Below are 13,727 nucleotides of genomic sequence, written 5' to 3' on the forward strand. Positions count from 1 at the left end.
GCGATTATTTTTTGATAAAAAGTACCTTAATTATATTTTCGAGCGTGTTTATAGTCGCATTATGGCTTGCTTACTTAAATCATAAAATTGAGATGTTTATACCAATATATATTTCATTTCTCAGTGGTATCACATTTTTATATTATGCGTGGGATAAACGAAAAGCAGTGCAGTCAAACCGTAAACAAGTAAATCGTATACCTGAACGGCATTTACATCTATTGGCTCTATTTGGAGGATGGCCTGGAGCACTTATCGCTCAGCAAACCTTACGACATAAGTCACAAAAGCGTGTATTTATAATGGTATTGTGGCTGTGTATTGTCATTAATTTATGTGTATTAGGTAGCATTAATAGGCTATAAGAGAACTACTATGAAAAGACATAGCTATTAACTAAAGTCTCTTCCAAAGCTCTCTTGATATTTTTTGCTAATGTATTTAAATTTTTGCTACACAGCTTCGAATATCTTATGAATAATAACTGTATTTTAGGGCTTAAACCAAGGAGGGATCTTGATGTCAGTAGTCAAAGCTATTTTATTAGTAATTTTATTTATTATTACTACAACACAGGCTTATGCGATTATGTTTGGTTTTTTAAATAAACAGAATTTTGTTTTATCGCCTCAGGTAAAGGGACAATTACTAGATAAAGGGCAGCCGGTTGCAAATACTAAGGTTATACGTGCACTTACTTATGATGATGAATATAAAGATGAAACAATAACTGATGGCAATGGCTTTTTTAATTTCAAAGCAAAAACCATTAGAACAAGTAAACCGTCTAACATGTTTGATAACGAATCATTGCATCAGCATATCTATTTAGAAAATGGCACGCCTGAGGGGGTCGTTTTATGGTATTTAATTGTGTCGATTCATGGCGATAGTGAAACGCTAAAAAGGCTACTTTCAGATCTACAATGTGATATTGGCAAAGAGCTAAAAACATATGACATACCTATACAAGAAGCGCCAGAGCATTTTTTTACGATATATGGTGCATGTGAAATTTAACTAATCTCGCTCTAACAAAATGGCTCCACTTTGGGTTTCACCTAAGTGGTCATCTTTGTTATAAATAGGGCACTTACTCATTGATAAACACCCACAGCCAATACAGCCATCTACCCGTTCGCGTAAACGTTGCATATAAGCAATGCGCTCATCAAGCTGTGCTTGCCATTGCTTTGAAAGTGCAGACCAGTCTTTTTGTGTTGGTGTACGCTGCTCTGGTAACGTTGCCAGAGTTTGTTTAATTTCTTCGAGCGTGATCCCCATTGCTTGTGCTGCTTTTATAACCGCAATGCGGCGCAGTACATCTGGTTTGTAGCGGCGTTGATTGCCGCCGTTGCGCCAGCTGCGTATTAGTCCTTTATTTTCGTAAAAGTGCAGTGTTGACACTTTTACACCACTGCGTTTGGCAACATAGCCCACGGTTAAGTTGGCTTCAGTGAGCTTTTTTTGTTGTACGGTCATCGGTATGCGTCCTGTTTGCAAAAATATGGTTATTGCTTATTGACCTTAACTTAACTTGAGGTTGTAAACTTTGCTCCATCATAAAAAAAGGAGTGATACAAATGCAAGATAAATCAACGAATACCACAGCTGTAATTTTTTCGAGTGCGCGTAAATCAGGTAACACCAGTACACAAGTCAACAATTATATAGCTAAGGAAGGCGGGCAAGGCTTTTGCATAGATGACTTTGTTATCACGCCTTATCGCTATGACAAAAACTACCCTGAGGATGATTTTTACACTCTGTTTGAACAGTTACTTACCTTTGAGCATTGGGTAATTGCGTCACCTATTTATTGGTATAACACCACGCCACAAATGAAAGCGTTTATGGATAGAATTACTGATTACATGGATGATGAGGCGTTACAACCGAAGCTTAGAACTTTACGACAAAAACAGTTTTCACTGTTGTCTAATGCTAGGTCTGCTTCTGCGCCGGATGCATTTATCGATATGTTTAAACATACATTCAATTATTTAGGGATGACGTTTATAGCGCACTCACATGTTCAGGCTAGTTAATTGCTTTAAATAGCGTTAGGGTAGGCTAAGCCAACAATAAAATGGAAACTTATGAAAACATCACTTTTAGGTCTTAGCCTTCTTTTAACTAGCTTTAGTAGTTTGGCAGCAGAGCCTGCGCCTGTTATTAAAGACTTTGGTTATTTTTATAATGTGCCCGAGCATAAATCTGATTTAAGCCAAGCGCAGTTTAAAATTGCCTTTGATGTAGGAGATGGCGCTGAAAAAGGCGCGCAAAATAATCATATTAATTCGTTAGCGCGCTTTATCAATATGCATGTGGCTCACGGCGTAAAACCAGAAAACATCCAGCTGGCGCTAGTGGTACACGGTGGAGCCAGTGTTGATGTACTGCAAAACAGCGTTTATAAAGCACGGTTTGAAAAAGATAATAAAACCGAATCTTTAATTAAACAGCTACTTGCTAATAACACCCAGGTATATGTATGTGGCCATTCAGCAATGCATATGAAGGTAGCAGCTGATCAGCTTATTCCTGGAGTGAAAATGGCGCTTTCAGCGATGACCGCTCACGCCCAGTTACAGCAACAAGGCTATACATTGAATCCGTTTTAATGAATATTCTGTGTTTTGGTGATTCTAATACCTTTGGGATTTCTCCTGTTGATGGGAAAAGGCTTGCTGAGTGTGAGCGATGGCCAGGTATGCTGGCAGAGCTATTGGGTTCAGATCAACTTGTGATTGAAGCGGGGCAACCGAATAGAACACTAGTCAACGATCCGCCTTTTGATGGTGATAAGTCAGGGATTAAATATTTAAAACCTTATCTTGAAGTGCACACCGTTGACGTTGTTATTATTCAGCTTGGCACCAATGATTTAAAAGCACGTTTTGCACTGTCTGCTATCGATATTGGCAAAGCGCTTGAGGAGTTAATTTTAGCCATTAAAGCCTTTTATCACTGTAAAACAATACCAAAGATAATCATTATAAGCCCGCCCAAGGTTTATGAAGTGGGAAGTTATAAAAGCATTTACGCAGGTGCAGGTAAAAAAGTTGAACAATTATCCATTGAGTTCAAAGCCGTCGCTGATCGTCTCACTTGTGTATTTTTAGATTGTTATCCGCTGATACAACCTTGCAAGAAAGAGGGCATACACTTATCTGTTAGTGCCCATAGAGAGCTTGCTAATAGCCTTAAAGATGTAGTAAGAAACAGTATTTAGCCGTATTTTTCTAATATGAATTAGTAATATGGAGTATTGTATTTTGTGTCTAATTTAGGTAATGTGGCATAAACGTTTCAAGGATGAAATTTATGTTAAATAAGAAATTTGCTTTTATTAAAACAACGTTTAAATCTTCTGCTTATGCAGCTAGCTACACTACTGTTTTAAGTACTTTAAACGCATTATTTAATGATATTAAAATGGATGACGCGCTTCCTAAAGCTGGGCAACGTGACAATGTTGAGTTGTTCCTCATTGATGGCGCTGATAAAGATTGGCATTCATTGCTTCCTGCCGAATTAACTTGTTTAGCTAAGCAACATAAGGTGATTTTATTTAACGTTGAGCCAAATGCTGTATGTGAGAAAAACTTATTATTGAATCACTTTAATGGTGTTTTTTATAGCTCAGATGTTGCAGAGGATATTTTTAAAGCGCTTGTAAGAGTAACAGCTGGTGAACTATGGTTTACTCGTAAAGTGATTTCAGGTGCGTTCAAAGAGATATTAAATGCAGCTTCATCTAATAATTTATTGCACGACGACATAGTTCTCAGTAAAGCGGATTACGAAAACCTAACCAAGCGTGAAAAGACAGTGATTCATTTAATTGCTCAAGGTGCGAGTAACGATAAAATAGCGAATAAACTCAATATTAGTGATCATACAGTGAAAACCCATCTTTATAGTGCGTTTAAAAAGACTCAATCGCGTAATCGTATAGAGCTTGCAAATTGGGCGCAGCGCTATATTTCGGTATTACTTCCATTAGAAAGTTAAATAAAAAGGCTATATGTATAGCCTTTTATTTTTAAGCTTGTTTTTTAGCCCAAAGGCCTCGGTCTATCCCTTTAGTAATTAAATCAGTAAGCGCTTTTTCTATGGCTTGTGTTACGCAAATACTCATAGGCTCGTTATCACTAAACCCTGCTTCGGCTTCGGCTAAACGTTTATAACTCACATATCTAAAAAAACCTGCCCGCATTTCTTGGCTTAAAACTTTTTTGCTGGTGGCTACTGACAATAGTACTTGACCGGTTCTTACATCAACTGCACGTAAATAAATTGAAATTGCATCTTCTCTATATAGCTCTGAAGCACCAATACCAAAGTATTCCATCCCTAATCCACCGGTTTTTACATTGGTATCGTAGCTAATGATGCCACCTTCTAAAATAATTTTAGCGGTTGTTAATGGCGGTAGCTCGCCTTGACTAGGGTTAGTTGCTTGTGCCGCTCTAATAATTTTTCGCTCAGTCAAAATATTTTGCAAACCCTCACGTTCAACCGGCGTAAACCAGTCAGACTCATGTAATGCTTGCACTAGAATAGAGTTTGCACCTTGAGTGACGGCCGTTGAAAACGAGCTAACATTAGTCTGTGGTTTATATTGACCGGTTTGATCGCGAAATGAATAAACCGAAACTGGAATGCTACCCGCAGGCTTAGGTAAGCTTTTTAAATCAGAAAAAACATCTGTTGGCTCTAACGTTACCGCACTTTGTTTTGATGGAGGAATTAAATTACCCATAGTAGAGCAACCACTAAGAGAAAGAGCGATTGTTATTATAATTACTTTATACATTATCCAAACCTCGGAACTTCAATGATCACCACAGAGTCATCAATTATGTTTGTTATTTTTACAGTGATTGTGTCGGTTGTGCTGGTGATGACTTCTATTTGATAATCACCACTCATAAATATAGAGTCTTGGTTAAAAATACTGTCTTCAATATTTTCGCCAAAGGCCATATCTGTTATTTCTCTAACCATACGGTTTAAGTATGTTCGCTCTAATGAGTCTTGAAATTGCTCAGCGTATCCTTTTTCGACAACCGGTGCTCTATGTTTATTTTGTGCTTGTGCCTTACTAAGTAACATATTGGCATTGAGTGGATTACCGCCAAAGCTCGGGTTAATAGGGGTATAAATAATTTCAGTAGCGGAGACTGAAAAGCTTAAAGTTGTTATTATTGTTAATGCTATTTTTTTCATTATTACTATCCATTTAATGCCATATCAGGAGAGGAGACTTTCATATTGGAGCGCGCCATGGCGTCTATAACGGTATAAACTGCTTGTTCTACACGTCCATCAAGTGGCTCTAGTCTTCGTCCTAAGTATGTTGCATAAACAATTTGATTATTCATTATTAAGGTTAATTTAGTGCCTGCTTTTGGAATAACGGTTTCTTTAATCTCTATATTAAACCCAGCGGTAGAGGGGAGATCTCGCCAGTAATTAGAAAATTCGTAATAAAACTGATGACCAAAGCGACTAATACTACGATCGAGTAATAAACCATCTATCTCTAGGTCATCAGCAGCCGTTACCACTGGTGAACAAAAGAGTAAAACGGCAAGTAAGTAGGTGTGTTTTGTTTTTATCATAAAGAAAAAAGGGAGAATTAATCTCCCTCTCATTTATCAATTACATTTGTGTAATTGTTGTTGTGTTGCCATCACCCAATTGAGTAACAGAAACAGTGCTATTAAAACCAATAACAGCGCCTTCAACAATATTATCATTACCAGTTTGAGTAACATTAAATGCTACATTTTCACCACCGAGTAAAAATGCTGAATCATCAGTGCCAATAACCCAGTTTCCAATACCTTCTTGTGAAATATCAACGCTATGACCATTTCCTTCAACCATCATATCCACAAGGTTGATGTCGCCATTTTGGGCAATATCAATTTGGTTTGAGTTACTATCTAAGATACCAGCAAGAGTTACGATTGCTTCGTTTTGATTACCAGTTTGGTTAATATCGATATCATTATTGTTAGACGTTAATGCCATATTCGAGTAAGAAGACTGAACTAAAATTGCATTCTCATCACCGGCTTGAGTTAGATTAACGTCATTGTCTGAGCCATTAAAGTTAGCTAAATGCGCTGAATTTAAATTTCCCATTTGATTAATATCAAATTCGTTATTTGAGCCTAATACACCCATGTATGCTTCGTTAGATGCACCATTTTGGTTTGCTTTTAACTCATTATTGTCACCAATAAGTTCTGCAGTAACCATGTTCTCAGTATCAACTTGGGTAATTTCAACTTCATTACCTTGGCCTTCGAACAAAGCCGAATCGGCTACGTTATCAGTACCTTCTTGGTCGATATCAATGCTGTTTTCACTGCCGACTACATCAGTGAAGGCAACCGCATTTGTATTGCCTTCTTGCTCAACGAGAATTTCATTAACATCACCTGAAATATTATTAAAAGTGACCGCATTTCTGTCACCTTCTTGCACAACATCAATTTCGTTATCATTGCCTTGTAGCGAAGTAACTTTAAATGTGTTCCAGAAGCCCGCTTGGCTAAGGTATATTAAATTATCATCACCGGTTAGCATTGATACTTCGGCTTCACTCCATTCACCGCTTTGAAAAGCATTAATTTCATTGGCGTTACCGCGCATATCCATGTTGTAAAACCAATGTCCACCAGAGCCTTGCTCTACTTCAACGTAGTTATCATCGCCAGTTACAATATTAATAGCTTCGTTGTTAACTAAAAAGCCTTGACCGTTTTGGCTAACGTAAACATTATTATTATTACCTGTAACCTCTGTTAATGCGCCATTTGCAGTACCATCTTGAAAATAGGCTTGATCGTTATTGTCGCCAACGGTCGTTACTTTAGTGTAATTGCCAAACTGTAATTGGGTGACTTCATTTGTATTGTTTTCACCAACGGTTTCTACAATCATGGTGTTACTGTCACCGTCTTGCATGAGCACCGCAGTATTATTGTTAAGGACTTGCTCTAAAGTAATTGAGTTTGAATCACTTTGGATTGAAACTTGTGCGCTTAAAGGTGAGGTCGATACATTTTTATCTGCCGTGTTGGCGTGAACAGCAAAGCTTGATCCCATTGCGATTGCAATAGCACAGCTAAGAATTGACTTATTTAGTCTCATTATTATTCTCCTTGAAATACAAAATTAAACACCTTGATTATTTATTGAGTTTTAATAAGGTGTTTGTCGTTACAGCATGCCGTGCTGTGATAATGTGTGATTAACTTTTTTATTCTTAAACGTAAGGTGCGTTTTAATTATGAAAGTAGAAACCGGCTTTTTGTACTTAATAAGTAAATTTACCGTTACCTAATTCATAACTGCTCAATCACTGTATTCTTCAATGAACTTATTTTGAATCATCTTTTTTAATGGTATTTAAAGTACTTTATTTTCAATGTCTTGAAGTGTTATTTTGGGGTTGAATTAAATTTACAGTAAAATCTAGTAAAAAATAATGGGTTAATGGCATGTTAAAGTTTATGGGTTTTGCTCATTAAAATGGATGTTGTTTATGTTTTTATCGCTATATTTCTAGTTAAAAATGATGGTTTTGTACCTTGTTTTGCTTTTTTTACTTGAGTTAGTCGTTATTTAGCCGTTTTCTTAAAGCTTGCCACGTGATTTCTTAAATTCTTAGACGTAAATTTTCTACTTAGTAAAGCTAAGTTAACTTAATTACGGATAAAATGATGAAAACAAAATTATCTATTATTACACTCGCACTTTTACCTTGTTTAGCTGCAGCTAAATTACCTGATGCTAACAGTACAACTCAAAATGTAACCGCGAGCAGTGACTCGATTATTGTTAAATATAAAAAGAATGCTTCGCCAGAAATGCGTAAGCAAGCTCGTTCGTTAGTTAAAGCAAAAATATCAGATTTAAACAGCGATGAAGTTGATGATAACTTCACTTCGTTATTTTCTGGTCGCCTTGCTAAATTTAAAGTATCTGGAATGAGTGCTAAAGAAGCTATTGAGCGCTTAAAATCTCATCAAGCCATTGAGTATGTTGAGCCTGACTATCGTGTGAGCATTGCAGCAACACCAAACGATCCTCGCTTTGAAGATTTATGGGGCTTAAATAATGAAGGCCAAACTGGTGGTACAGTTGATGCTGATATTGATGCACCAGAAGCATGGTCAATTTCAACTGGTAGCCGTGATGTTGTTGTAGGTGTTATTGATACAGGTGTAGATTATAGTCATCCTGATTTAGCTGCGAATGTGTGGGTAAATAGCGGTGAAATTGCTGGCGATGGTATCGATAATGATGGTAACGGTTATGTTGATGACGTGCACGGTATTAACGCGATTACCGATGCTGGCGACCCAATGGATGACGAAGGCCACGGTACACATGTATCAGGTACAATTGGTGCCAGTGGTAACAATGGTGTGGGAATTGTAGGTGTAAACCATGATGTATCTATTGCAGGTTGTAAGTTTTTAGCTGCAGATGGTACAGGTTCTACATCTGGCGCTATTAAATGTATTGACTACATGGTAGGCCTTAAAAACTCAGGTGTTAACCTTCGTGTATTAAGCAATAGCTGGGGCGGTGGTGGTTATAGCCAAGCACTTGCTGATGCGATTACTGCCAGTGAAGAAGCTGATATTTTATTTGTAGCTGCTGCTGGTAATGATGCGGTAGACAACGATGTAAACCCTCATTACCCATCTAATTATGAAAATGATAATGTATTATCTATTGCAAGCACAGATAGTCGCGACAATATGTCTGGCTTTTCACAATGGGGTTTAACCAGTGTTGATATGGGCGCGCCAGGTAGTGCGATTTTATCAACCATTCCTGGTGGCGGCTATGCAAGTTACTCTGGTACATCAATGGCAACGCCACATGTAGCCGGTGCTGCTGCACTTGTACTGTCAGTTAATCCTGATTTAACAACACTAGAGCTTAAAGAATTACTTATGTCTAGTGGTGATGCTAATGCGGCATTAAATGGTAAAACGGTTGCAGGTACACGCCTAAATATAAACCAAGCACTGATTGATGCTGATCCAACTCCTGGGTTTAAATTATCTGTATCGCCTGTTTCTCAGCAAGCAACTGTAGGTGATACAGTCACTTATACCTTTACGATTGGTTCAATTGCACAATGGGATGGCGACGTTTCACTGGCTTTGGCTGCTGATCTTGCTGATGCATCACTAAGCGCAACTACTGCTCGTCCAGGCGATGAAGTTGTACTTACAGTGGCAACTAATAGCGAAACTCAGTGGGGGAATTATGACTTTACTGTAACCGCGACAACAGACGAGCAAGTTAAAGAGCAAACAGTAAGCTTAATGTTGCAACCTGCTGGTTTGAATGACTTTACTTACACTAGTGATGAAAGTGTTGCGATTCCAGATAATTCTCCGGAAGGTGCAAGCTCTGTCATAACAGTAGCCGATGATTTAACTATTTTTGGTACCACTGCTGATGTAGACATTTCGCATACTTGGTCAGGTGATTTAGTACTTACACTTATTTCAGCGCAAGGTAATGAAGTGACACTGCAAAGCAATGAAGGCGGCAGTGCAGACGATATTGTTAAAGCATTTACCTCAAGTGCATTTAACGGGGAAGTTGCAACAGGTGATTGGACACTTCATGTTGAAGATACTGCAGGCTCAGATACCGGCACAATAAATGGTTGGTCACTTACATTTAGTGCTATTGGTGAAGTAAGCCCACAACCGCCTCGCGCTGGTTTTGATGTTGATACGCAAGGCCTTACAGCCACATTTGTAGATACAAGTCGTGATGCAAATGATGATATTTCACAGTGGAGCTGGGACTTTGGTGACGGTGCAACTTCAACTGATGCAAACCCTGTTCATGCCTACGCTGAATCAGGTAGTTATGAAGTTGAACTAACTGTAACAGATAGTGAAAACAACTCAGATACATTCACACAAACAGTGGTTGTAAGTGATGTTGAAATTGAGTTGAGTCTAAAACGCGCTAATAAGTCACGTCTTGATACTATGCGTGTAGAGTTAAACTGGGAAGAAGTGGGTGCTGAGTCACTTAGCTTATACCGAAATGGTGAACTAGTAGGCACCGTATCAGACAATGGTCGTTACCGTGATTACGTTCGTAACGCAACATTACCTGCATACGACTATCAGTTATGTGTATCTGAAAACGTATGTTCGAATATTATTACGGTTTCATTTAATTAAACAGAACATACATTCCTAATGTAAACCAAGCCCAGTTTTACTGGGCTTTTTTTGTGCTTAATTGGGAGGTGTCATTCATTTGAGCTTGGTTTGTGAATGGATTTTTGTAAGCATAAATAACTAGTCTTATATTATTAATTAGTCAATTAATACTTTTTTTGTTCATTAATTGCACTTTATTTACTTGATATTTACTTTGTTCATGCTAGTTTCATAAATAGAAACTGACAATAGCATTTCTTAACACACTAAGCGGAGGAGCAAATGAGCTCACGGAAAATAATAAAAAATGCCTTCAAATTAAGTGCCTTACCTCTAAGTGCATTTAGTTTAAATGTATACGCATCAACTGATTGCAGTACATTAACGGCATGGGAGTTAGGGCAAACTCATACAGCAGGAAGCCAAGTTAAGGCACAAAATAATGCCTATGAAGCCAAGTGGTGGACACAAGCCAATCCTTTGGAGAATGCAGGTCAATATCAAGATTGGTTACTTTTGGGTGTATGTGACAGCGCTGTCAATGATAATCAATCACCTATAATTACCGAGTTTACACCTGAAAATGGTTCTTTATTTAGCGATAAAGACAGCGTTGTCATTTTTGCGCAAGCAACTGATTCAGATGGCTCGGTTGCAAGTGTAGAGTTTTTTATCGACGGCATTTCCATCGCGGTTGATAACACTGCGCCGTTTAGTGTTAACTGGCAAGCTATTGCGGGCGAACATCAAATTAGTGCTGTAGCAACAGACGATGAAGGAGCGATGTCTGCTGAAGTTGTTAATACGATAAGTGTAAGTGATTCAGTGATTGTTGACCCTGCTAATCAAGTACCAGTTGCCGCTATTTCATTTAGCACGCTACCGGATCAACTGGTTGTTGGTTCGCAGGTGGTGTTTGCACTTTCTGGAACTGATAGTGATGGCCAAGTAACGGCTCTGAGCTTTGCAGCAAACGGGGTGGATGTTCATCAATCAAGCTCACCAGCGAGCAGTTTTGCATGGCAAGCAACGGCACTTGGTCAGGCAACTTTCACCCTAACGGTGACAGATAACGACGGTGCAACAGCGCAAGTAACAAAAGTATTAACGGTTGTTGATGAAAATACCGGCCCAGTTACGGGCACTGACTGTCGTCCACAAGGTTTATATCAAACACCCGGTGTAAACACGCCTTACTGTACGATTTATGACGCTGATGGCCGTGAGATCATGGGAGCTGACCACCCGCGTCGTGTAATTGGATACTTTACTAGCTGGCGTAATGGCGCTAATGGTCAACCCAGTTATTTAGTGAACGATATTCCGTGGGATAAAATCACCCACATCAACTATGCATTTGCCCATGTTGATGCAAACAACAAAGTATCTATTGGCGATCCTACTTCAGTAAATAACCCTGCCACTAATATGGAATGGCCGGGCGTAGTTGGCGCTGAAATGGACCCAGAGTTTAACTACAAAGGTCACTTTAACCTGTTAAACAAATACAAAAAACAACACCCAGATGTAAAAACACTCATATCTGTGGGCGGTTGGGCTGAAACCGGCGGTTACTTTGATAAAACAGGCCGTGTTGCAAGCGGTGGTTTTTACACTATGACCATCAATGCTGATGGTTCAGTTAACCATGCAGGTATTAATGCATTTGCAAAAAGTACCGTTGAGTTTATTGAAAAATATGGATTTGACGGCGTTGATATTGATTACGAATACCCATCTTCAATGAACGACTCAGGTCACCCCGATGATTTTCCTATATCCAACGCGCGCCGTGCAGGATTGAATGCCTCATACCAAGTGCTAATGAAAAAAGTACGTGAAGAGCTAGATCGTGCAGGTGAAGCCGCGGGTAAGCACTATTTACTCACTATTGCGTCTCCATCTTCTGGTTATTTATTACGAGGTATGGAAACCTTTCAAGCGGTTCAATACCTTGATTATGTGAATATCATGTCTTATGACTTGCATGGCGCATGGAACTCGCACGTAGGTCACAACGCTGCATTGTTTGATACTGGTCTTGATTCAGAGCTTACGCAGTGGAATGTATATGGCACCAAAGAGTTTGAAGGCATTGGGTACTTAAATACCGATTGGGCAGTGCGCTATTTCCGTGGTGCGATGTCAGCGGGTCGAATCAACATAGGTTTACCGTATTACACCCGTGGTTTTAAAGATGTATCAGGCGGAACAAATGGTTTATGGGGCCAAGCGGCATTGCCTAACCAAGCTGATTGCGCAACGGGTACCGGTGTGGGTGAAAAAAACAAGTGTGGTAATGGTGCATTAGGTATTGATAACCTTTGGCATGATAAGAACGACGCAGGCCAAGAAATGCCTGCGGGTTCAAACCCATTATGGCATGTTAAAAATCTTGAAAACGGCATTGTTGGCTCGTATTTAGGCGTGTATGGCTTAACACCTGATACAGACGCTGATGATCGCTTAACCGGAACTTATACCCGTCATTATGACAGCGTTGCCGTTGCACCTTGGTTATGGAACGCAGATAAAAAAGTATTCCTATCGATAGAAGATGAAGAGTCGATGGCAACTAAAGTTGATTACGTTATCAACAATGGCCTTGGCGGTATAATGTTCTGGGAGCTGGCTGGTGACTTTGATTACGATGCAGCGAAAGGCGAATACTTCATGGGGTCAACGCTTACTTCACTTGCATACAATAAGTTTAATCAAAGTGGCGTTGCATACGATGTTCACGGTGGTAATCCCAACTTTAACACTCCTGCAGAAGCGGTTGATGTGGTTTTTGAGGCAAAAGACTTCCCTGTTGGTGATGAAAACTATCCAATCAGTCCTACATTTGCGTTTACTAATAATTCAAACCTTGATTTAAGTGGTGCAAAGATCTCATTTGATGTGCCTGTATCCACTTCCGCTATTTTTAAATCTAACTGGAATGCACAAGAAAAACTGGGCATGGCAGTAGAAGTAAATGGCTCAAACGCGGCAGGTAACAACATTGGTGGTTATGAGAACGAGTTTCACCGTTTCTCAATCACACTGAACAACGAATGGGGCGGCCAGCCTAAAGACTTTAGCGCCGGTGCAACTGTAAATGCACAAGTGATGTATTACATGCCAATCACAGGGCCTAGCAACTTTACCATTGAAAAAGATGGCAAAACTTACGCATTCAAAACTGAATACCCAATGCTGCCAGAGGCAACACCCGGTGATGGCACGGGCAATCCAGATAACGGAGGGGGTGATCCTGTAGGTGTGTGTGAAGGAGTTGATATAGCCTCGATACCTGTTTATCCAAACTTTCCTCAAACTGACTGGGCGGGCAACCCAAGCCATGCTGCTGGCGGCGATCTAATGGTGCATAACAATGCAGTGTACAAAGCCAAATGGTGGACAACCTCTGAGCCGGGTGTAACAGCTGATTGGAGCTTAAGTTGTAGCCTGTAATTTACAAAACAATGAGGGGTAGGCCTGAGCTTGCCCCAT

Annotated in this window: 13 protein-coding genes; 8 read left to right on the top strand and 5 right to left on the bottom strand. The window is 39.4% G+C overall.

What is annotated here, in order from left to right:
- Positions 1 to 11: 11 nt before the first annotated feature.
- The gene (locus AC27JR_RS01785; RefSeq protein WP_487172583.1) at positions 12 to 365 is read left to right on the top strand and encodes a DUF1294 domain-containing protein; all 354 of its coding nucleotides are present in this window, start codon (positions 12 to 14) and stop codon (positions 363 to 365) included.
- Between the two features lie 154 nt (positions 366 to 519).
- On the top strand, positions 520 to 1,020 hold the full coding sequence (locus AC27JR_RS01790; RefSeq protein WP_008108925.1) for a DUF6795 domain-containing protein: 501 nt from the start codon (positions 520 to 522) through the stop codon (positions 1,018 to 1,020).
- Here the strand turns inward: AC27JR_RS01790 and soxR are convergent, their stop codons facing one another.
- Positions 1,021 to 1,482 carry a redox-sensitive transcriptional activator SoxR gene (soxR, locus tag AC27JR_RS01795; protein ID WP_487172584.1) on the bottom strand — a complete coding sequence of 154 codons (462 nt, stop codon included), beginning with the start codon at positions 1,480 to 1,482 and terminating at the stop codon, positions 1,021 to 1,023.
- 101 nt (positions 1,483 to 1,583) lie between these two features.
- Here soxR and AC27JR_RS01800 point away from each other — a divergent pair, with 101 nt between their 5' ends.
- From AC27JR_RS01800 to AC27JR_RS01815, 4 genes are all read left to right on the top strand, one after another.
- On the top strand, positions 1,584 to 2,048 hold the full coding sequence (locus AC27JR_RS01800) for a flavodoxin family protein (protein WP_487172585.1): 465 nt from the start codon (positions 1,584 to 1,586) through the stop codon (positions 2,046 to 2,048).
- A 51-nt stretch (positions 2,049 to 2,099) separates the two neighbouring features.
- Complete coding sequence (locus AC27JR_RS01805) at positions 2,100 to 2,624, top strand: DsrE family protein (RefSeq protein ID WP_487172586.1); 525 nt, start codon at positions 2,100 to 2,102, stop codon at positions 2,622 to 2,624.
- Positions 2,624 to 3,235 (top strand): GDSL-type esterase/lipase family protein, encoded by a 612-nt coding sequence (locus AC27JR_RS01810; protein ID WP_487172587.1) that lies wholly within the window; start codon positions 2,624 to 2,626, stop codon positions 3,233 to 3,235. Before AC27JR_RS01805 ends, AC27JR_RS01810 begins: the two co-directional genes overlap by 1 nt.
- Before the next feature lie 92 nt (positions 3,236 to 3,327).
- Positions 3,328 to 4,017: a helix-turn-helix transcriptional regulator gene (locus AC27JR_RS01815; RefSeq protein WP_487172588.1), complete on the top strand. Its 690-nt coding sequence runs from the start codon at positions 3,328 to 3,330 to the stop codon at positions 4,015 to 4,017.
- Positions 4,018 to 4,048: 31 nt separating this feature from the next.
- Here AC27JR_RS01815 and AC27JR_RS01820 read toward each other — a convergent pair whose 3' ends face one another.
- The 4 genes from AC27JR_RS01820 to AC27JR_RS01835 are packed head-to-tail and all read right to left on the bottom strand — an operon-like array spanning position 4,049 to position 7,173.
- Complete coding sequence (locus AC27JR_RS01820; RefSeq protein WP_010389319.1) at positions 4,049 to 4,822, bottom strand: CsgG/HfaB family protein; 774 nt, start codon at positions 4,820 to 4,822, stop codon at positions 4,049 to 4,051.
- Positions 4,822 to 5,235 (bottom strand): curli assembly protein CsgF, encoded by a 414-nt coding sequence (locus AC27JR_RS01825; RefSeq protein ID WP_487172589.1) that lies wholly within the window; start codon positions 5,233 to 5,235, stop codon positions 4,822 to 4,824. Before AC27JR_RS01825 ends, AC27JR_RS01820 begins: the two co-directional genes overlap by 1 nt.
- Before the next feature lie 5 nt (positions 5,236 to 5,240).
- Positions 5,241 to 5,630 carry a curli production assembly/transport protein CsgE gene (locus AC27JR_RS01830; RefSeq protein ID WP_487172590.1) on the bottom strand — a complete coding sequence of 130 codons (390 nt, stop codon included), beginning with the start codon at positions 5,628 to 5,630 and terminating at the stop codon, positions 5,241 to 5,243.
- 40 nt (positions 5,631 to 5,670) lie between these two features.
- Entirely contained in the window at positions 5,671 to 7,173 is a 1,503-nt protein-coding gene (locus tag AC27JR_RS01835; protein WP_487172591.1) for a curlin, read from the bottom strand.
- A 572-nt stretch (positions 7,174 to 7,745) separates the two neighbouring features.
- Between AC27JR_RS01835 and AC27JR_RS01840 the strand changes: the two genes are divergently transcribed.
- Positions 7,746 to 10,250: a S8 family serine peptidase gene (locus tag AC27JR_RS01840; protein ID WP_487172711.1), complete on the top strand. Its 2,505-nt coding sequence runs from the start codon at positions 7,746 to 7,748 to the stop codon at positions 10,248 to 10,250.
- A 264-nt stretch (positions 10,251 to 10,514) separates the two neighbouring features.
- Positions 10,515 to 13,688, top strand: a complete 3,174-nt coding sequence (locus AC27JR_RS01845; RefSeq protein WP_487172592.1) for a glycosyl hydrolase family 18 protein — start codon at positions 10,515 to 10,517, stop codon at positions 13,686 to 13,688.
- Positions 13,689 to 13,727: the final 39 nt, after the last annotated feature.

This window comes from Pseudoalteromonas sp. NH0006-26, assembly GCF_057552415.1.